Origin of the sequence: Wenzhouxiangella marina, from assembly GCF_001187785.1 — a bacterium.
Classification (GTDB): domain Bacteria; phylum Pseudomonadota; class Gammaproteobacteria; order Xanthomonadales; family Wenzhouxiangellaceae; genus Wenzhouxiangella; species Wenzhouxiangella marina.
In genome coordinates, this window is the sequence record NZ_CP012154.1 from 2,492,284 (window position 1) to 2,513,047 (window position 20,764).

At 67.1% G+C, this 20,764-nt stretch carries 13 protein-coding genes; 4 read left to right on the plus strand and 9 right to left on the minus strand.

What is annotated here, in order from left to right:
* The first annotated feature begins 13 nt into the window (after positions 1–13).
* Positions 14–1,174: a Card1-like endonuclease domain-containing protein gene (locus WM2015_RS10660; RefSeq protein WP_169751157.1), complete on the plus strand. Its 1,161-nt coding sequence runs from the start codon at positions 14–16 to the stop codon at positions 1,172–1,174.
* Between the two features lie 39 nt (positions 1,175–1,213).
* Here the strand turns inward: WM2015_RS10660 and WM2015_RS10665 are convergent, their stop codons facing one another.
* A complete protein-coding gene (locus WM2015_RS10665; RefSeq protein WP_169751158.1) occupies positions 1,214–3,871 on the minus strand; it encodes a serine/threonine-protein kinase in 2,658 nt (885 codons plus the stop codon).
* A gap of 44 nt (positions 3,872–3,915) precedes the next feature.
* On the opposite strand from WM2015_RS10665, the gene WM2015_RS10670 reads away from it, so the two are divergent.
* Positions 3,916–4,476: a sigma-70 family RNA polymerase sigma factor gene (locus WM2015_RS10670; protein ID WP_049726031.1), complete on the plus strand. Its 561-nt coding sequence runs from the start codon at positions 3,916–3,918 to the stop codon at positions 4,474–4,476.
* 37 nt (positions 4,477–4,513) lie between these two features.
* Here WM2015_RS10670 and WM2015_RS10675 read toward each other — a convergent pair whose 3' ends face one another.
* On the minus strand, positions 4,514–5,854 hold the full coding sequence (locus WM2015_RS10675) for a hypothetical protein (protein ID WP_049726032.1): 1,341 nt from the start codon (positions 5,852–5,854) through the stop codon (positions 4,514–4,516).
* Positions 5,855–6,028: 174 nt separating this feature from the next.
* Here WM2015_RS10675 and hutH point away from each other — a divergent pair, with 174 nt between their 5' ends.
* Together hutH and hutI are read left to right on the plus strand one after the other, a co-directional pair.
* The gene (gene hutH / locus WM2015_RS10680) at positions 6,029–7,555 is read left to right on the plus strand and encodes a histidine ammonia-lyase (RefSeq protein ID WP_049726033.1); all 1,527 of its coding nucleotides are present in this window, start codon (positions 6,029–6,031) and stop codon (positions 7,553–7,555) included.
* A gap of 9 nt (positions 7,556–7,564) precedes the next feature.
* Entirely contained in the window at positions 7,565–8,800 is a 1,236-nt protein-coding gene (hutI, locus tag WM2015_RS10685; RefSeq protein WP_049726034.1) for an imidazolonepropionase, read from the plus strand.
* On the opposite strand, the gene WM2015_RS10690 is transcribed toward hutI, so the two are convergent.
* The 7 genes from WM2015_RS10690 to WM2015_RS10720 form a co-directional block, all read right to left on the minus strand.
* Positions 8,797–10,887: a TRAP transporter permease gene (locus tag WM2015_RS10690; protein WP_082169667.1), complete on the minus strand. Its 2,091-nt coding sequence runs from the start codon at positions 10,885–10,887 to the stop codon at positions 8,797–8,799. The genes hutI and WM2015_RS10690 overlap by 4 nt on opposite strands.
* Positions 10,871–11,941, minus strand: a complete 1,071-nt coding sequence (locus WM2015_RS10695) for a TAXI family TRAP transporter solute-binding subunit (protein WP_082169668.1) — start codon at positions 11,939–11,941, stop codon at positions 10,871–10,873. Before WM2015_RS10695 ends, WM2015_RS10690 begins: the two co-directional genes overlap by 17 nt.
* Before the next feature lie 12 nt (positions 11,942–11,953).
* Positions 11,954–12,394 carry a hypothetical protein gene (locus WM2015_RS10700; RefSeq protein WP_049726036.1) on the minus strand — a complete coding sequence of 147 codons (441 nt, stop codon included), beginning with the start codon at positions 12,392–12,394 and terminating at the stop codon, positions 11,954–11,956.
* Between the two features lie 4 nt (positions 12,395–12,398).
* Positions 12,399–13,370: a protein translocase subunit SecF gene (secF, locus tag WM2015_RS10705; RefSeq protein ID WP_049726037.1), complete on the minus strand. Its 972-nt coding sequence runs from the start codon at positions 13,368–13,370 to the stop codon at positions 12,399–12,401.
* A 10-nt stretch (positions 13,371–13,380) separates the two neighbouring features.
* Complete coding sequence (gene secD / locus WM2015_RS10710) at positions 13,381–15,243, minus strand: protein translocase subunit SecD (protein ID WP_049726038.1); 1,863 nt, start codon at positions 15,241–15,243, stop codon at positions 13,381–13,383.
* Between the two features lie 52 nt (positions 15,244–15,295).
* Positions 15,296–15,628: a preprotein translocase subunit YajC gene (gene yajC, locus WM2015_RS10715; RefSeq protein ID WP_049726039.1), complete on the minus strand. Its 333-nt coding sequence runs from the start codon at positions 15,626–15,628 to the stop codon at positions 15,296–15,298.
* 240 nt (positions 15,629–15,868) lie between these two features.
* Positions 15,869–20,749, minus strand: coding sequence for a beta-propeller fold lactonase family protein (locus WM2015_RS10720; protein ID WP_169751159.1), 4,881 nt, complete (start codon positions 20,747–20,749; stop codon positions 15,869–15,871).
* Positions 20,750–20,764: the final 15 nt, after the last annotated feature.

The window sequence follows — 20,764 nt, forward strand, 5'->3', positions numbered from 1 at the left end:
TGAGCCGAAGACGTTGAACCTGCTGCTGTTCCCCTCGGGGGATGCGCTGCATGATCTGGTGCTGCCCCTGCATCTTCGCCCCGAGCGGGTGTGGCTGCTGGCCACGCCCGAGCACGCCGACTCACAGGCGAGCCTCGGTCGCCTGCTGGGCGGGCACGGCCTGCCCAGCGAGAAACTGAGCCTGCCCGAATTCGACAACTGCACGGATCCGTCTGGCGCGCTGATCGAGCTGCTGGCGCCGGTGATCGAGGGCGAGCGGGATGCCCCTCTGATCCTGGCGCTGGGCGCCTCCGCCAGCCCCTGGGAACTGGTGGCCGAACAGGTCCTGGCCGGCCTGCTCGAGGAACGGGATCTGCGGGTCCTGGCCCTCACCGGCCAGGCGCGACGAATGGTCCAGCTTCGCCCGTCGCCGATCACGCTCAGCGAAGTGCCCAGCCTGCTCGTGCCGGACGACTACCTCGGCGCCTGCGGGGCGACCTTGAGACGCGCTTCCAGCGACTCGACCGACTATGCCGAAAACGCCCATGAACGCCGCGAACTGAGCCTGGAAATGGCCCGACGCTGCGGTGAACTCGGCGGCTCCATCGGCGCACTCAACTACGTCGCCATCCGCGCCCTGGACCGCGAAACCGAAGCCCTGACCTACCCTCGCCAGCACCTGTCTCGCCAGCCCGGCCAGGCCCTGCGCGAGATGCTCGATGCCTTCCAGAGCGCGGGTCTGATCGACTACGATGGCCGTCGCGAGCTGGTGTTCCAGAGCACGGCCGCCTGCCGCTACCTCGCCGGCGGCTGGCTGGAAGAGTACGCCTGGCTGACCGCCAGCGAGCTCGAGGTCGAGCATCTCAGCGCCGGCCTGGAACTGACCTGGAACGGCGGTCGCGGCATGGAACCGCGCAACGAACTCGACCTGTTCGTGCTGCATCACAACCGGGCCCTGACGGTGGAATGCAAGACCGCCAACATGGGCCGCGGCGACACCACCGCCCGCATCCTCTACAAGCTCGACAGCATCGCCGACCGTTTGAGCTCCCTGCCCGGCAATGCCGTGCTCCTCAGTGCACGCGAAGTGCCAGAGCTGATCGTCAAACGGGCCGACGCCCAGGGCATCGCCGTGCTCTCGGGTGGCCAGCTGCCACGGTTCCGGGACTGGCTTCGTCGGTGGATGAAGAACTAGGGGACCTCTGAACAAGCCTGCTCTCGAAAACGGCTCATCTCAAGGCGCTCCACCGGTGACCCCCGATTCCTGCAGCAGCGCCCGCACCTGTCGGGTCCTCGAGTCGTCCTCACCGAAACGGTGCCGGCGAATCTCCAGCGCCTCATGCCACAGCGCAAGCGCCTGTTCGGGCCGGCCGACGGCCTGCTCGGCCTGCCCCAGAACCACGAGCGTATCGGCAAGCAGGGGGTGGTTTTCCGAATGGACCGCGCGGCGGATGGCCAAGGCCTCGGACAGCCAGTCCATGGCTGCTTCGAGCTCGCCGTTCATCAGTGTCGCTCGACCCAGGTGGTGCAGCGTATAGGCCAGCTGAGGATGAGCCTCGGGAAACAACTCGCGCTGCAGGGCCAGCGCCTCCCTCAACAAGGGCAGTGCCTCGCGGGGCGCACCCTGTTCGATCCGCATCCAGCCGAGGTTGGACAGATTGCCCGCCACCTTGCTGTGCGCCGGGCCGAGGGCCTCGCGATTGATCGCCAGCGCTGCGTGGAACTGCGCCTCGGCACGGGTGAAGTCCGATTGCGCGGCCAGCGCCAGCGCCAGGTTGTTGTGGGTATTGGCCAGGGCAGGATGGGCCGCCCCGAAGGCCTCGGTCTGCTCGGCCAGGGCCTGTTCCAGCGCGATGATCGCCGCTTCGTGCTCGCCGCGGTCATAGAGCAAGGCGCCGAGGCGAACCCGCGTCTCGGCGGTCTGCGGATGGCGAGGACCCAGAATGGACTCGTGGCGCTCGAGCACCTCCCGGAACAATCGCTCCGCCTCTTCGAGGTCGCCCTGGCGATAGCGCACCGAGGCCAGCGCATTGAGACCTCTGGCCGCCTGGGTCGAGGCCGCTCCGTAGGACGCGATCTGCAGGGCCAGGGCCTCGCGGTAGCTGGTCTCGGCCGCGTCGAAATCACCCCGCCCCCAGTGCAGACCACCCTGGCGGAACCAGGCCTCGATGGCCGCATCGCCAGCCCGGCCGGCCGGATCGAGGCCCGCCAGAGCGTGGGCGGCGGATGCCAGATCATCCATCGCCTGGAAGGCCTCGGCCCGGATCACCCTGAGCTGATCGGCCTGCTCGAAGTCACCCGAAGCCAGCATGCGCTCACTCGAGCGCAGCACCTCGTCGAAGCGACCATCGACCAGGGCCAGGCGCAGCTTCAGCATCCGGACAGGAAACGCCGGCGCCGCCCCGCCGAGGGCCAGGGCCGCGTCGGTCAATTCCCGGGCCCGCGCATAGTCGCCGCGGTTGTAGAGGATTCCAGCCAGGGTCGTCAACAACTCGGCCTTCAGGGCCGGCTGATCCTCGAACTCCCGCTCGATCCGGCCGGCAGCATCGGCCAGCACCTGTTCGACGCTTCGCGGATCGCCCTGGTGCACTTCCGGGTCCGCCTCGACCAGCAGCTCGGCGAGAAACTCGGACAGGGACGCCGCCCGCGCGGTCTGCTGCTGCTCGGCGGCCAGCGCATGAGTCAGGGCACGAGACTGGACCCAGAGGATCGTGCCAGCGGAAAGCATCAGCGCGAGAACCGTGAAGCCGGCGCCCACGCCCCAGGGATGGCGCCCGATGAAGCGCTTGACTCGATAGGATCGGCTGGGCGGTCGGGCCTGCACGGGGAAGCCTTCCAGCGCCCGCTCGAGGTCCTCGCCCAGTTCGCGTGCATCGGCGTAGCGGCGCTCGGGATCGGCGTCCAGGGCGCGAGCGACGATCCAGTCCAGATCGCCCTTGAGGCGCCGGCGCAGGGCGGCATCGCCGGCCACCCGACTGACGCGCCGCGGAGGCTGACCGGTGACCCGGGCATGCGCCTGTTCGGCCGTACAACCCTCGACCGCCCAGGGACGTTGCCCGACCAGCAATTCGTGGAGAATCACGCCGAGCGAGAAGGCATCGCTGCGGGTGTCGACGGGATCGCCCCTGAGCTGCTCCGGACTGGCGTACTCGAGGGTCAGGCGGCGCTCGAAGGCCCGGGTTCGTTGGTCCGTTGAATCGGGGTCGAGGAGGCGAGCGATGCCGAAATCGAGCAGCTTCGGCTCGCCGGCGTCGGTGACCAGGATATTGGCCGGCTTCAGATCCCGATGGACAATGAGCCGGCGATGCGCATGGTCGACGGCCGCGCAGATCTTTCGCATCAGCTCCAGGCGCGATCGCACGCTGAGCTGACGGTCCTCCGCGAAGCGCATGAGCGCCTCACCGTCGACCCGCTCCATGACCAGATAGGGCTGGCCGTTCCCCAGCGTTCCACCGTCGAGCAGGCGTGCGATATTGGGATGATCGAGGCGAGCGAGAATCGCTCGCTCGCGCGCCAGGCGCTCCATCATCGCGGCATCGGGCAGCCCCAGGGCCAGGAGCTTGATGGCGACCCGCTGCTGATAGGCACCGTCGGCTCGTTCGGCCGACCAGACCTGCCCCATGCCACCTTCGCCGAGCAGGGAATCCAGTCGCCATGGCCCGATGCGGATCCCGGCCTGGATCTCGTTGCTCAACACGACCGGCCGGTCCAGCAGACTGTCGTCCTGGTCGTGCGCACGCAGCAGCGCATCGATCTCGGCCGCCTGCTCCGGCGGCAAAGCCGCCAGTTCGGCCTTGCGTTCGGCCTGATCCAGGGCCACTATACGGTGGAAATGGGACCAGAGCTCGTTCCAGCCCGGCGTGCCGCTCGACCCGCCGCTCGACGTGTTCATGGCGGATGGTTCCCGAATCATCTCGACTCGATCATAGTGAACGGATGGGTAGCGTCACGCAACTGCTCGAAGAGCTCCGAGATCAACCGAGCGCCGCCAGCGAGAAGCTCCTTCCGCTGGTGTATGAGGACCTGCGCAAGCTGGCGCGATCCCGCCTCAGGAACGAGGCCGGCCTGATGACGCTACCGGCGACGGCCCTGGTCCATGAAGCCTATCTGCGCCTGATCGGCAGCAACGCTCCCGAATGGGATCATCGCGGTCATTTCTTCGCCGCGGCCGCCGAGGCCATGCGGAGAGTGGCGGTGGACTATGCGCGCGCGGCGCGGACCCAGAAGCGCGGCGGGCAGCTGGCCAGAGTGGAACTCGACACCCTGAAGATGGGTTCCCCGGGCCTCGACTCCGACCTCGTCGATCTCGATGAAGCCCTGACCCAGCTCGAGTCCCTCGACCACAGCATGGCCCAGGTGGTGAAGCTGAAGTACTTCGCCGGCCTGAGCAACGAGGAAACCGCCCGTTCCCTCGGACTGTCCCCGCGCACCGTCAATCGCCACTGGACCGCGGCCCGCGCCTGGCTCAACCGCACCCTCGATGCCTCACCTGGCTAGCCCGCAACATCCATGAATATGGCGGGCTAGTAAGCCACTAGGGCACCTGCTGAAAGCGATTCTGGAAGATCACGCCGAAACTGCCCGGCGGCAGGTTCGCAAAGGCGTGGCGGAAGCCGTTGGTCTGCGGCCAGGGCGGATTGATCGGATCGGCCATGAACACCGCGATGCCGTTGTCGCCCAGATGGGGCAGGATGCTGGTCCGGTCCGACGGGCTGTCGTTCCAGTGGCCCACATAGTGGATGGTGTAGGCGGAGAAGCTTCGATTGAACTCGATGAAATAGCTGTCGCTCGAGGCGGCATTGCCGTCACGCGGGTCGAGGTTCAGTGCCGTCTGGAATCCGACCAGCTGGCCGCTGTCCGAGATCGTGGCGAAACGATTGGTCGAGTTGACCAGGCTCTGACCGGCCGAGTCCGGATCGCCGAAGCGGAGCTTCTGACCACTGACCGTATCGACCACGTACAGATCCCGCTCGAAGGTCCCGTCCGGATTGAAGAACAGATTGACGTTGGTCGTGAAGGCGATGCGGTGGCCGCTGCAGGCGGAGGTCGGGGGACCATGGAGCCGGGTCGTGGCAATCGTGCCGACGTCTTCGGTCACCAGGAGATTGTTTCCGTCGATCACATTGGCGACAAAGATGTCAGGCCCGGGCGGGTCGTTCGGGACGACGCCCGTTGAAGTGGCGATGAAACTGATCAGGCCATTGCCGAGCGAGAAGTTGGCGCAGGCCAGAAAACCACCGTTGTCATCGCTGCAGGCCTTGCGGGTCACCACGCCGCTGGCCGGCGGCGCGTCGGCCTGGTGCAGAAAGGCCCCGCCCTGCATTTCGGGCGTCAGATTGGTGGCCGCGGTCCGGAACAGGACCTGCTGACCCGTGCAGTCCATGGTGTACTCGACAATGCTCTGGTTGGCCGCCGTCGTTCGGTCGCCGGCCACGCTCATGATCTCGGTGATGCCGAGCTCGCGATCCCGGCGATAGACCTGCTGCTGGCCGTTCGTGTTGATCGCCGGCGTGATGTCGGTGGCCGCGGTCCGGAACAGCACGTAGCGCCCGTCCGAGGAAATCACCCGGGAATGCGGGCTGTCATAGCCGACCACCGATGTCGCCGATGCCTGACCATCGGGCTGGACGCTGATCAGTTCGACCTCGTCGGTGACCAGGTCGTAGACGTAGACCTGCACCTGACCGGACGTGTCTTCCGGGATCAACTGGCGAGATTGCAGGACGGCGTAGCGACCGTTTCCGGACACGTCCACGACCTGGGCCCCGAAAGCGACCGGATTGCCCTGTGGATCGAGGCTGAGAATGCGAGTTGCCGACGCCGTTTGCAGGCAGGCGAGCAGCAGGCAGAACGACAGGGCTCTTGAAAGGACCATTGACAAGCCTCCGAAGGCAGAAGGGGCACTAGCGGATAATGCGGCAACGGGTCGCAAACCATGCCATGCGGCGTCCGGGTCCACGCTGACAGGAACCGCCCGGGCGAATCGAACTGCTACTATTCTCCGCTGCCTTGGAAACCATCGGCTCGCCATGCAAGGAGCCAGGGAGTCATGATGTCGATCCACGTTCAACTCGAGCACCTCTACACCGATCTGGAACGGAGCCTGGCCGCGGCCCGAGCCAATCCGCAGGCCGTCGTCCGCTCGCGCGAGGTGGTCGATGCCGCCCTCGATGACGACAGGGCCATCTATGGTGTCAACACGGGCTTCGGCGCCCTGGCCAGCAAGCGGATCGGACCGGACCAGCTGGGACGCCTGCAGCGCAACCTGCTGCTGAGCCATGCCTGCGGCACCGGCGCCCCCGTTCCCGTGGAAATCAGCCAGCTCATGCTGTCGCTGAAGATCCACGCCCTGAGCCTGGGGCAGTCGGGCATCTCCCTGCCGGTGTTCAAGCAGCTGCTGGCCTTCGCCGAGCACGACATCGTGCCCTACATCCCCTCCCGGGGCAGCGTCGGCGCCTCGGGCGATCTCGCGCCGCTGGCGCATATGAGCCTGCCGCTGATCGGTCATGGCCAGTGCTGGAACGCGGAACGAAGCGGGCCGGAGCCGGCGGCCGCCACCCTGGCCCGCCACGGTCTGGAGGCGGTGGAGCTGGCCGCCAAGGACGGCCTGGCCCTGATCAACGGCACCCAGCTGATGCTGGCCTACGGCGCCTTCGTCCTGCACCGCGCACTGCACCTGCTCGACGCGGCCGACGTGCTCGGTGCGATGAGTCTGGAAGCCCTGCAGGGCTCGGCCCGTCCCTTCGATGCCCGCGTGCATGCCGTGCGCCCGCATCCCGGCCAGGTCGAGGTGGCCCGGCATATCCGCCAGCTGCTGGCCGAGTCGGAAATTCTCGAATCCCACCGCGACTGCGGCAAGGTGCAGGATCCCTACTGCCTGCGCTGCATCCCGCAGGTCCACGGCGCCAGCCGCGATGCCCTGGCCCACTGCATGCGCGTCATCGAGTGTGAATTGAACTCCGTCACCGACAACCCCCTGGTCTTCCAGCCGGGCGATGGCGACGCGGTCGGCGACATCATCTCCGGCGGCAACTTCCACGGCCAGCCGCTGGCGCTCAGCCTCGACTTCGCGGCCATCGCCCTGGCCGAGCTCGCCAGCATCTCCGAGCGTCGCACCTACCTGCTGCTGGAAGGCCATGACGGCCTGCCGAAGCTGCTGATGAAGGACACGGGGATCAACTCCGGGTTCATGATTCCGCAGTACACCGCCGCCGCCCTGGTCAGCGAGAACAAGGTCCTCTGCCATCCGGCCAGCGTCGACTCGATCCCGACTTCCCTGGGCCAGGAAGACCATGTCTCCATGGGCTCGATCAGCGCACTCAAACTGCTCGAGGTCCTGCACAACGTCGAGCACGTGCTCTCGGTCGAGATGCTGACCGCCGCCCAGGCCCTCGATTTCCGTCAGCCGCTCAAACCCGGCCGCGGCGTCCAGCACGCCCATGCCCTGATTCGACAGAACGTGGGTCACGCCAGCGAGGACTACGAAGTCGGTGCCGACATCGACGCCTGCACCCGCCTGCTGCGCTCGGGCGACTGGGTGGAATCCGTACGACAGGCCGTCCGGGCTGCCCGCTAGACCGCGAAGATGAAGCGCCTGGACAACATCTCGACCCTGTACTGCCTGCCCGCCGATGGCGGTCAGGACGCGGTCGGCGCCATCGACGATGCCGCCCTGGTCTGGGAAGAAGGGACCATCCTCTATGCCGGTCCGGCCGCCACCCTTCCCCGGGAAATGAACGCGGCCGAACGCCTCGATGCCGGCGGCCGCTGCGTGATCCCCGGCCTGATCGATTGCCACACGCACCTCTGCTTCGGCGGCTGGCGCGGCGACGAGTTCGCGATGCGCCTGGAAGGCGCCAGCTACCAGGACATCCAGGCCGCCGGCGGCGGCATCACCAGCACCGTCCGGAAGACCCGCGAGTCGAGCATGGACGCGCTGGTCGACAAGGCCGCGCTCGCCCTGAACGAGATGGCACGCCTGGGCGTGACCACGGTCGAGGCCAAATCGGGCTACGGACTGAACATCGACGACGAGATCAAGCAGCTCGAGGTCTATCGCGAGCTTGGCCAGCGCCAGCCCGTGGAACTGGTACCGACCTGTCTGGGCGCCCACCTGATCCCACCGGAATACCGTGAGCAGCGAGCCGACTACGTCGAGCTGCTCTGCGAGCGTCTGATCCCCGAGGTCGCCGAGCGCGGCCTGGCACGTTTCTGCGATGTGTTCATCGAGGAAGGCGCCTTCGATCTGCAGGAGGGCCGACGCATTCTGGGCGCTGCCCGGACACACGGCCTGGGCCTGAAGATCCACGCCGACCAGCTCTCCTCGGGCGGCGGGGCCGGACTGGCGGCCGAACTGGGCGCCGTCTCCGCCGAGCACCTGGAGTACGCCAGCGACGACGATATCGCCGCCATGGCCCGCGCCGGCACCGTCGCGGTCAGCCTGCCGCTGGCCTCGCTCTATCTGCGGGAAGCCTATCTGCCGGCCAGGAAGTGGATCGATGCGGGGGTCGACGTGGCCGTCGCCACCGACTTCAATCCGGGCTCGGCGCCGAGCTACCACCTGCCCCTGGCCCTGCTGCTGGCCTGCATCAACCAGGGCATGAGCCCTGCCGAGGTGCTACGCGCGGCGACGCGGATCGCCGCCCGGGCCGTGGGCCTCGAGGCCAGCCACGGCAGCCTGCAGGCCGGCTACCAGGCCGACATCGCCATCATCGACGCCCCCGACATCAATCACTGGCTCTACCACTTTCGCGCCAATGCCTGCGTGGCCACCATCAAGGGCGGCCGGATCATTCATGACTCGATGGGCCTAATGAGCTAGTCCCGGCGAGTCCGCCAGACCATGGCGACCAGTCCGGCCAGGCAGACCAGAGCCAGCCAGGGCGTGGACATGGGCCAGAGCAGACCGGCACCCAGCCCCAGCAGGGCCAGGCGAGCGGGAAGCGACAGCGGCCCTTCCAACCAGCCCTCGAGCACGCCGGCCAGGGCATACAAGCCGGCCAGCGCGAAGCCGGCCACGCTCAGGGCCTCCAGCCAGTCGCCACGGACCAGTGGCGTGTAGGCGAACAACAGGGGAATGAGGTAGAGCCCCTTGGCCAGCTTCCAGGCCGTCAGGCCGGTGGCCATCGGCCGTTCGCCGGCAATGCCGGCCGCCGTGAAGGCCGCCAGGGCCACCGGTGGGGTGACGTTGGAGTCCTGGCTGAACCAGAAGATGATCAGATGGGCCGCCAGCAGGCTGCCCGCCAGCAGAGCGGGATCGAGCAGGGCCTCGGCGGCCGTGCGCTGCAGGTCCGGCGTCATCGCCGCGACCAGGGACTGGGCCTGGTCCAGGGGCATCGGCTGACCCAGCCAGGCCTCGGCCGAAGGGCTGGCGAGCAGCACCGCCTCGCGGGCCAGTTCGCTGACCTGACCGGCCGCCAGGGCCTGGGCCAGATCGGCCTGCAGGATCAATGCATGCAGGGTGGGCGCGGACACGGCCGCCAGCACGATGTAGGCGGCCGTGACCGGCAGGCCCATGCCAAGGACCAGGGACGCCAGGGCGACCAGCGCCAGGGCGATCAACAGACTGGAGCCGGACCACTGGGCGATCATGATCGACAGGGTGTTGCCCAGGCCGGTGGTGGTGAGCACGTTGACGATCAGGCCGACGGCGATCAGCAGCATGGCCGTGGCCATCATGTTGCGCGCGCCCATCGCCAGGGCTTCCAGGATGGCCAGCAGCCCCATCGGCCGGGGCGTCAGCCAGGAGGCGGCCACCACGGCCAGGATCGCCAGGCCGGCCGCGTAGACGGGCGTGAAGCCGGCGACCAGCAGACCGATGAGAACGGCCAGCGGCAGCAGCAGCGCCCAGCCCGCAGTCGTCTCACCAAGACCCTCCTTCTCGTCGAGCGGCGCCGGCACCAGACCCAGGCGGCGGGCCCGAATGCGGACCATGAAGGCCAGCGAGCAGAAATAAAGGATCGCCGGCAGCAGGGCCGCGCCGAGGATGCTCAGGTAACTCAGGCCGGTGAAGTTGGCCATCAGGAAGGCCCCGGCCCCCATCACCGGCGGCATCAGCTGCCCACCGGTCGAGGCGGCGGCCTCGATGCCGGCGGCGAAGCGCGGTGGAAAGCCGCTGCGCTTCATCAAGGGGATGGTGATCACCCCGGTGGAGGCGGTGTTCGCGACGGCCGAACCGGTGATCGAGCCCATCAGCCCCGATGCGCCCACCGCCACCAGACCGGGACCGCCGGTCCAGCGTCCGGCCGCGCGATGCGCCAGGCCGAGAATGAGCTCGCCGGCGCCGGAACGCAGCAGAAAGGCACCGAAGAGCACGAACATGAAGACGTAGGACCAGGAAATCCTGGCGATCGTGCCGAACAGGCCTTCGGAGGTGAACACGGCCCTGAACAGCAGGGTGTCCAGACCCAGGCCCGGAAACGCGAAGACACCGCCCAGATTCCGGCCGAGTCCGGCGGCGTAGGCCAGCAGCGCCAGGATCAGGATCGGAATCAGCCAGCCGGCCGCGCGCCGACCCAGCTCGATCGCCAGCCCCACGATCAGGACGCAGGCCAGCCAGTCCAGCCAGCCGAAGACCAGGCCGCGCTCGTACAGCGGCGTCTCCAGGACCACGACAGCGACCGCGGCAAGCACCAGCACCAGCCCGGCGGCCATCGACAGCCACCGACCGATCCGGCTTCGGGGCGGCGCCTGCAACCAGCCCAGAGCCAGCAGACCCAGGCTGGCAAAGTGAAACACGGCCACCTGGAGCTCCGGCAGCAGCCAGACGGTGTTCAGCAGCAGATGGGCCAGTGCGACGAGCGCCGCCCAGAGAAACAGCACGACCGAGCGCACCGGCTCCGCCTCGGAATGATGCGCCGGCTCGATCCGTCGCGCCGCCGCCTCCAGCGACTCAATCCAGCGGGCCATCGTCGACCTCCCGAGGCGATGGGATCAGGGCATCAGGAAGCTCCAGCCCCTGCTCGCGGTAGAAGCGAACGGCGCCGGGATGCAGAGGCACGGGCAACCCATCGGTGGCCGAAGGCAGCGTCATCGCCCGCGTGGCCGCGTGAAAGGCCTGCAGGAAATCCAGGTGCTCGTAGAGCATCACCAGCAGCTGATAGACGTGCTCCTCGGGCACGCTGGCCGTGGCCGCCAGGAAATTGACCTGCGCGATCGTCTGCACCGGCTCCTGCTGCCCCGGATAGGTCCCTGCGGCGATCGTGTAGGGACGCCACAGGCCGGGAATCCGCGCGTCGATCAGGGCCCGCTCGGAAGCACTGACCGAGAGCAGGCGAGCCTGATCGCCGGCCGCGGCCAGGGCCCGGGTCACGGCCGCCACGGGCACCCCGGCGGGCGTGTTCATGCCATCGATGCGCTGGTTCTGGAAGGCGTCGGCGCTGGCGCCATAGCCCTGGTAGACCAGCTCGAAATCGCGGTCCGGATCCAGACCGAGCGCTTCCAGCAGGAAGCGATTCGAGCCTTCGGTCCCGGAATAGCGGGCGCCGATGGAGAATCGGAGCCCGGGTGTGGACGCGAGGTCGGAAAGACTGCCCTGCTCGGCCAGCTCCGCGCGAATCAGGAAATGCTCGACGTTGGGCCAGAGCGCGGTGACGCTGCGCAGCTCGGTGAACGGCGCCTGTGCCTCGAGGCGCCCGGATCCGCGCCAGGCCCAGGCGCCGTAGAGCCCCTGAAGAATGGCGAAGCCGGCCTCCCCGCTTCTCAGCAGACGCAGATTCTCCTCCGAGCCGGCGCTGCTGATCGCCGCCAGGGACACCCCTTCCCGGGGTTCCAGCACCTGCTTGCTGAGCGTCGCGATGGCCACGCCGACGGGATAGAAGGTGCCCCCCGTCGTGGCCGTGGCCAGGATGTAGGTCGAACGCTGCTCCTCGGGTGCGGGCACCAGACCGAACCAGAGGGTCAATAGAAGCAGGATCGCGGCCGTCAAGCCGCCGAGGAATCTGGAGGGACGCTTGCGCTCCACCCGGCGGCCAGCTCAGTCGGCCGGGCGCAGGCGCGAGGTCTTGAGCTGCAGGTAGACCTGCGCCGTCTCGGGGCTGGCCTGCTGGCCCTCCTCGACCACCGAAAGGGTCGCGGTCTCGCCCTCGGGCACGCCGAGCATGGAATCGATCAGGGGCAGCCACTGGCCGTCCTCGAACAGGCTCAGGGTCACTTCGATCCACAGCGAATCGCTGGGCGAGAGCGGATCGTCGACGGGCCGGGCCTGGATTTCCATCCGCCAGCCACCTTCGCTGACCGTCTCGGGCAGCAGCAGGCCGGGCTCTGCCGCGGTGACCACCAGGACCGGCACGGTCTGCGCCTCGCCGTCGAGCCAGAGGCTGCTCTCGACCAGAAAGCGCTCGGGCGCCTGCGCCGCGGCCAGGCTGGCCGCAAGGCAGGCGCCGAGCAGGATCAGGCAGAACCGCCCGAAATGCACGCGATCAGGCGCCGCGGTTGCGGAAACGTTCCGGCAGGGCCTCGACCGTCGGCTCGTCGTCGGAAGGACGCTCGACCGGCATCAGGTCCTGCTTGGACACGCCCAGCAGGATGGCCGCCGAACCGGCGATGTAGATCGACGAGTAGGTACCGACGATCACACCCACCAGCAGGGTGAAGGCGAAGGCATGGATGATCTCGCCGCCGAAGTAGAACAGCGCGATCAGCACCAGCAGGGTGGTCAGCGAGGTCATGATCGTGCGGCCGAGCATCTGGTTGACCGACAGATTGCACAGCTCGCTCGGCGTGCCCTTGCGCTTGACGCGGAAGTTCTCACGGAGGCGGTCGTAGACGACGATCGTGTCGTTGAGGGAGTAACCGATCACCGCCAGCAGGGCCGCGACCACGGTCAGGTCGAAGCTGACCTGCAGGATCGACAGCACTCCGACCACCACGAGCACGTCGTGCACCAGGGCCGCCACCGCGCCGACGGCGAAGCGCCACTGGAAGCGGAAGGAAATGTAGAGCAGGATGCCGAACAGGGCGTAGATCAGGGCCAGACCGCCCTGGTTGGCCAGCTCCTGGCCCACCTGCGGACCGACGAACTCGACCCGCCGCAGCTCCACGCCCGTCTCACCCTCGCTCAGGGTTTCGAGGACACGGTTGCTCAGGCCCGCATCGGAGGTCTGCTCGGCCTCGGCCGGCACGCGAATGACGATATCGCGGGCGCTGCCGAAGGTCTGCACGGTGAAGTTCTCGAAGCCGGCGCCGTCGAGCTGGCCTCTGACCGCGGTCAGGTCCGGGGCTTCGGGATAGGTGACTTCCACCAGGGTGCCGCCGGTGAAGTCCAGGCCGAAGTTGATGCCGCGCACCGCCAGGGAGGCGATCGCCGCGATGATCAGCAGACCCGAGAAGACCAGGGCCAGGTTGCGCCGGCCCATGAAGTCGATGGTGGTATTGGATTTGATGAGTTCCATGTCGGGTCCTTTAGATCGCCAGGGTCTTGATGCGCTTCTTGCGGCCGTAGAGCAGGTAGACCACGCCGCGGGTGCCCACGATGGCGGTGAACATCGAGGTCACGATGCCCAGGCTCAGGGTGACGGCAAAGCCCTTGATCGGGCCGGTGCCGAACATGAACAGGACGACGGCGGCGATCAGGGTGGTCACGTTGGCATCGGCAATCGTCGAGAAGGCCTTCTCGTAGCCGGCCCGGATGGCGGCCTGCGGCGAATTGCCGTTGCCGAGTTCCTCGCGGATGCGCTCGTAGATCAGCACGTTGGCGTCCACTGCCATACCGACGGTCAGCACGATCCCGGCGATCCCCGGCAGAGTGAGGGTGGCGCCGAGCAGGGACAGCAGCGCGACGATCAGCACCAGGTTGGCCGTCAGGGCGATGTTGGCGACCAGGCCGAAGACCTTGTAATAGATGCCCATCAGCAGCAGCACCAGCACGAAACCGATGACGACCGAGTTGAAGCCCTGATCGATGTTGTCCTGACCCAGGCTCGGGCCAACGGTGCGCTCTTCGATGATCTGCATCGGGGCGGCCAGGGCCCCGGCGCGCAGCAGCATGGCCAGCTGACTGGCTTCCGTGGCCGACCCCAGGCCGGTGGTCTGGAAGCGGCCGCCGAAGGGTTCGCGGGTCACCGCCGCCGAGATCACTTCCTCGACGCGACGCGTGGTCGGCACTTCTTCGCCGTTCTCGTCGATGCGCGTGTCCGGACGGTACTCGATGAAGACCACGGCCATGCGGTTGCCGACGTTGGCGGTGGTGTGCTCGAGCATGCGGCGGGCACCGACCGGGTCCAGGGTCACGACCACGTTCGGCTGGCCCGACTGCTGGTCGAAGCCGGCCTGGGCGTTGACCAGATTATCGCCGGTGGCGATCACGTCACGGGACAGCAGGATCGGCGCGCCGTTGCGCTCGAAGTACAGGCGCGACTGCGCCGGAATGCGGCCCGTGCGCTGCGCTTCAAAGGGGTCGTTCTGCTCGTCCACGCCGCGGTACTCGACCGTGGCCGTGGAGCCCAGCACCTGCTTGGCCCGCGCCGTGTCCTGCACGCCGGGCAGCTGGACCACGATGCGGTCGGCGCCCTGCTGCTGGATGATCGGCTCGGACACGCCGAGCTCGTTGACGCGGTTGCGCAGCGTGGTGATGTTCTGGCTGAGTGCGGTCTGCTGCAGCTCGACCAGGGCCTGCTCGTCGATGGAGGCGCGGATGCTGTAGTTTTCCGAACCTTCCGGACGCTCCAGCACCAGGCTGTCGAGTTCCGAATTGATCAGGGCAAAGGCCTGGTCCCGATCCTCGGCGCTGCGCAGTTCCACGGCGACCTGGTTCCGATCCAGGCGGACCGAGCGATAGCGGATGCTCTCGTCGCGGAGGAGATTGCGAATGTCGGTGACGTAGCGCTCCAGCTGCTGCGTGCGCGCCTGATCCATGTCGACCTGCATCAGGAAGTGCACCCCGCCCTGCAGATCGAGGCCCAGCACCATCGGCGAAGCGCCCAGGGCCTGCAGCCAGGGCGGCGTCGACGGCGCCAGGTTCAGCGCGACCACGTAATCCTCACCCAGGGCATCGCGAAGCGCGTCGGCCGCGCGAGACTGCAGATCGACCGTATCGAGGCGAACGAGCAGACGCGCCGGCTCGAACTCGACCGGGCCGTACTCGATGCCGGCCGCGCCGAGGATCGTTTCAACCCGGCTCTGCATGTTGCGATCCAGCTCGAAGCCGCGGATCGAAGACACCTGGACGGCGGGATCATCACCGTACAGATTGGGAGCGGCATAGATCGCGCCGAGCACGAGCACGGCGATCAGCAGGGCGTATTTCCAGGGCGGGAATCGGTTCATGAAACGAACTCTTGGTTAGGTTGGAGCCAACGGTGAATGGACGCGGGACCGATCAGCCGGCCGCGTCGATGGTGCCCTTGGGCACGACCTGAGCGACGGCGTGCTTCTGCACCTTGATCTCGACCGAATCGGCCAGCTTGACGGTGACGAAGCTGTCGCCCACGTGGGTGATCTTGCCGAGCATGCCGCCGGAGGTGATGATTTCGTCACCGGCCGACAGGGCCGACACCATCTCGCGATGCTGCTTGTTGCGCTTCATCTGCGGACGGATCAGCAGGAACCAGAAGATGACGACGATCAGGATGAGGGGAATCAGCGAGGCCAGCGTGCCGCCCTGGGGCGGAGCACCGTCCTGCGCCATTGCACTGGCGATCAGAAAATCCATGACAGTTCCTTAAACGACTAGAGGCGTTCCAAAACGATGGGGCTCCCGTCCAGGCGACCCTACCGAAAGGACATGGGGTCGATGGCGGGAAATACAAACCGTGAATTATCGCACAGGAAACGGAGGCGCTCCAAACGGCGATCAATGATGGTCAGCGCCCGGTCAAGGCGCCGCACGGCGGCAGGAAAGACCGCCAGAGAGAGCGCCGGCCGCGGCGGTGCCGCGACCGGCTTGCAAGGATCAATACTCCGGCGTGAACCGCGAGCGGAAGATCTGATCCACGAGACCCGAACGCAGGGTCAGGGTGTCGAGCCAGACGTCGACCGGCGCATCGACCGTCGCCCCGGTGGTGACGACGAACTCCACTCGGGCCGAAACCGAGCCCGCCGGCACCTGATTCAGACGAACCAGCAGCGGCTGCCAGACGCCCGCCGAGTGCGGGAACTGGTCTTCGATCTCGAGCGTATCCAGCATGCTGCCACCACAGGACGCCGCATCGTGGAAGGTGGCCCGAGCCGTCACGGTCGGTGCGTCCCCGAAGGCCTGATTGGTCAGGACGAAGGCACCCAGTGCGTACTGATCGGTCAGACCGTCCAGGCCCACGCACTGACTGAGGGTGTAGGTCGAGGCGGTGCCACTGCTGTGCTGAACTCGGGACGAACCTGAACTCAACAGACCGTTGCGGTCGGCCGCCGACCAGCGCAGCTCGCCGACACCGGTCGAGACGCTGCTGCTCCACTGACCCAGGGTGCTGTCCAGATTGGGGTTGGCCAGCAGATTGGTCGTACCGACCTCGAAGTCGAGCTGATAGTCACTGCCCTGCGTGCCATCGCCCTGCCCGTCGAGATAATTGTTGTCGAAATCCCGGATCGTCCCGCAGACCGCCAGGCGGTAGAAACCCTGGGGCAAGGCGTGGCTATCGGCCAGGCGCACCACCGCTCGTTTCTGCGCCGCCTGATAGCTCACCGAGGCGATCCCCAGATCACCGGCAACGGAGCAGCCATCCGGGCCCGGGTCTTCCGGACCGCTCAGGCTGAACAGCCGGTAGTTGGCCACGTTGTTGGCCGCCTCCGGATCCAGGCCGCCCGGATCGGTGAACACGCCGCGCGAGAACTCCGGAATCAGCTGGGTGATCGACGCCTCGGTGGCCAGATCCACGCTCAAACCTCCGTACTCGGTGGCGTGCGAGGAATAGACCTCGACCACCTGCGGCGCTTCGGTCGGCAGCTCGTCCTCGGCAAAGGCGAAGAAGTGCACGTCGTCGAACCAGGCTTCCAGCGGGAAGGCGGCGCCGCCGGGGAAGTCGAGGTTCAGGGAGACCAGCGCAGAACCGGCCGAGCCCACCGCTCCGGGTGAGACCGAGGCACTCATCGGCCGCCAGGCATCGCCCGTGTCATTGAGCACGTCGTTGCTGACGAAGGCCTGGATCAGACCGGTGCAATCATCCGCCGAGTAGAAGGTCATCGAGGTGGTCGCTTCGACCGGATTCGGATCCCCGATGGGGTCACTGATCCGGACGCGCGACTGGACCGCATAGCCCTGGATCAGTCCCGTGGGCAACTGCACGCAGCGGGTCACCGCATAGCCGGTCGGAGCGGCGACGTCCGGAACGATCCGAACGGCGCCGGAGCGCGGCGCGGAACCCGCATCGCTCGTGGCATCGAGGGCGATGTAGGCCGGCTCGTTGACGCTCCAGTTGTCGAAGGCCAGGGGCGAATCGAAGTTCGGATTCGGCGCCAGGTTGTCCCAGGCCACGCTGAAGCGGATGGAATAGGCATCACCGGCCACACCATCGCCGTCGCCATCCAGGCCATTGCCGTTGAAATCCTGCAGGTCGGCACAGGCCGCCAGGGTGTAGTCCCCGGCCGGCAGACCGGTGGCCGAGACCAGATCGATCACGGCAAGGCGGTCTTCGCCGATGTACTCGACGCCGGCCATCAGTCCATCATCGGCCAGCGAACAGTCGACGAACTGCGGGCTCAGGAAGCCGTCGTAGAGGCGGTAATTGGCCAGATTCGAGGCCGAGGCATTCATCGGCTTGTCGAACTGCAGCATCAGCTGGGTCGTCGCGGTCACCAGCTCGCCACCTTCGACGATCACTCCACCGTCCGGTGCGGCCACCGCCGACGCGGAGAAGACCGTCGGAGCGGCCTGATCGCTGCCGATGGCAAACGGGCCGATGGTCCGGGATTCGCCGACGTTGCCGGCCACGTCGATCGGACGGATATGGAAGTACCACAGACCGTCCGGCAGGACCTCGCTGTCGACTTCGACGGCCGTGTCCGGAAGGTTCAGGGTCTCATTGGGACCTTGCGTCGGGCTCTGATTGAACACGTAGCTGTAGCCCGCCAGACCACTGACCGCATCACCGGCGTCGATGGCCGCGGTCCAGGAAACACTGACGACGTTGTCCGGAATCGCCGGATCACCCGGGATATGGGTCGAACTGGCCAGGTCGCTCGGACCCGTCGGGGCCGTCGCATCGATCCAGTAAGGCCCGACGGACACCGTGTCCGAACAGTTGCCCGCGTTGTCGCAGGTGCGCAGATGGAACCAGTGCTGCATCGAGTCGACCAGGGCCGCGCTCGAGGCACTGTGGGGATCACTGCTCTGAACGACATCGATGGTGTCATCCGGTTGGGTGATCGAAAGCAGCGAGAACTCGATCGAGTAACCCTCGATGCCGGAGCCGGGGTTCAGGCCCGAGGGATCCAGGTCCTCGGCGCCGCTCCAGCTCATGTCGATGATCGGGCTGGAATTCCAGGTACCGATCTCATGGCTGGTCGAGACCAGGGTCGGGTTGATCGGGGCCTGCAGATCACGGGCGAACACGGTCACGGCCTGATCGAAGCGGGCGGCCACGTAGATGTGGGCATTGTCCGGGCTGACGGCCACGCCGCTGGCGCCCCACAGACCGATCACGCCACCGAGGTTGTTGCGCTTGACCTCCTCGTAGCTCAGCTGGCCGAAATCGGGCTCCGAGAGATCGGTCTGTCGGCGCAGCACGGTCAGCGTGCCGGGCTCGATCTCCGTGCCGTCCGAGGTCGAGACCACGTAGAGCAACTGGCCATCGGGGGACACGGTGACGCGCAGCGGCTCTTCCAGGCCCTCGATCCCCGGGCTGCTGGCCAGCACGGCCTGGAGGAAGGCCAGGTCACCGTTGCCCTGCCGCTGCAGAACGGCCAGGGAATTGCTGTCGCGACCGGTCACGTAGAGCTGCTGTCCGCCCGGAGAGAGCGCCATGCTCGACGGGGCCTGGAAGCCACTGAAGCCACCCAGACCGCTGACCACCCGATTGCGGTAGCTCAGACGGCCGTTGTCACCCAGGTTGCGGTTGAACACGGCGATGGCGTCATCGGACTGGCCCGCGACGTACACGCGGGCGTTGTTCGTGGACACGACGACCGACGAGGCATTGCCGATCCCCTCGACGGTGTTGCCCAGGGGATCCTGAGCGCCCCGCTCGAGGTCCTGACGGAACAGCAGTTCACCGGTCAGGGGATCACGGCTGAAGACCAGCACGTGGCCGGGCGCGCCCGCCGTGGCCAGGTAGACGTTGTCGCCGTCCGGGCTCACCGCCACACCGCGAGGCTGGGTCAGGCCGGTGATCGGCGGCGCCAGCGACGGCTCGGGTTGATCCCCGTTGAACAGCACCTGGGTGACGGCCAGCCGCCCGAAGTCGGGGCTGCCGTCGTCATCGTCACGGGTGAAGGTGACCACGGCGCCGTCGGTCTGGGCCACGGCGTAGATGTGCTGGCCCGCATCGTCGAGCACCAGGTCGGCGAATCCGTTGATGCCTTCGATGGCCCGTCCGGACGCGATCAGGAAATCACTGACATTGACCACCTCCATGGCGGACAGGCTGCCCGTGGCTGGATCACGCGCGAACACGACCAGTTCGTCGGCCGTTCTCGAGGCGACGTAGACATGCGCACCGTCCGGGCTGGAAACGGCCACGCTGGCCGGATCGCTCATCCCCTGCACGTTGACACCGTTCTGCTGCGACTCGACGAAGACCAGGGTCTGCTCGGAATCGACGATGATGCCCTGCCCCGAGCCATCGGCGATGGACGCCTGCACGGGGTTGGACAGATTGACGAAGAAGTCGCGCTGATCGGCGCCACTCGGATTGGCCAGGATCGTGACCGGAATCTGGCGAGAGACCTGTCCTGCGGCGAACAGCAGCGTGCCGCTGTCGGCCACGTAGTCCTGGCCCGCGATCGCCGTGCCGTTGGCCGTCGTCCAGTCAACGCTGACCGGCTGGGTCCAGGCTTCGGACAGGCTGACGCGGAACACCGCCTGGGTCGTGTTGCCGACCGGCGGCTCGGATACGGTGATGTCTTCGATGGCCAGCTCGGGCACCGTGTTGTTGTCCAGGATGGTGGCGATACCGACCGGCTTCAGCAGTCCCACCTCAGCGCTCGGGTTGCTGAGATGAACCTCGAACTGCCGGTCGCCGTCCGGATCGTCGTTGCCGCAGATGGTCACGCCGACCACGGTTTCGAGGTTACCGGGAAGGATCGTTCCCGTACCGAAGTTCTGCAGGTAGTCGATACCGGGATCACAGCTGGAGCCTCCGATCGCCGCATCGGGTCCACTGCCATCGGCCGTGGACCAGCTGAAGGTCGTGGTGCTCTCGAGGGCCTGCCCCAGGGTCACGGTAAAGACCACCAGGCTGGTTTCGCCTGCGTTGCCTTCGGGCACCTCGATGTCATCGATGCTCAGGGCCGCCAGACCCTGCAGGTACTCGGGGTCGAGGTCCAGGCGACGGGCCACGCCACGACCGCCGATCTCGATCATCGCGATCAATTCATCGTCGAGATAGACCAGCGCCTCATCCCCTTCCCTGGCGGTTCCGGGGATGCGCGCACCCACCGAGTTCATCGGCACGCGCAGGGCATAGCCGGAGCCAAGGGCCGCTTCCGTGCCGAGACGATAGCGAGCGATCGGGCCCGCGGTCCAGGCCGGCACGTGCAGGGTCAATTCACCGTCGGCCACCGGGTCGCCGAACCAGGTGATCTGGCCGTAAAGCAGATGGTCCGGCTCGGACAGTATGGCCTGAGCGCTCTGCACGGCCAGGGCCAGCAGCAGAGCGGCAAACAGGAATGGAAGACGTGTCACTGAGTTACGAACCAT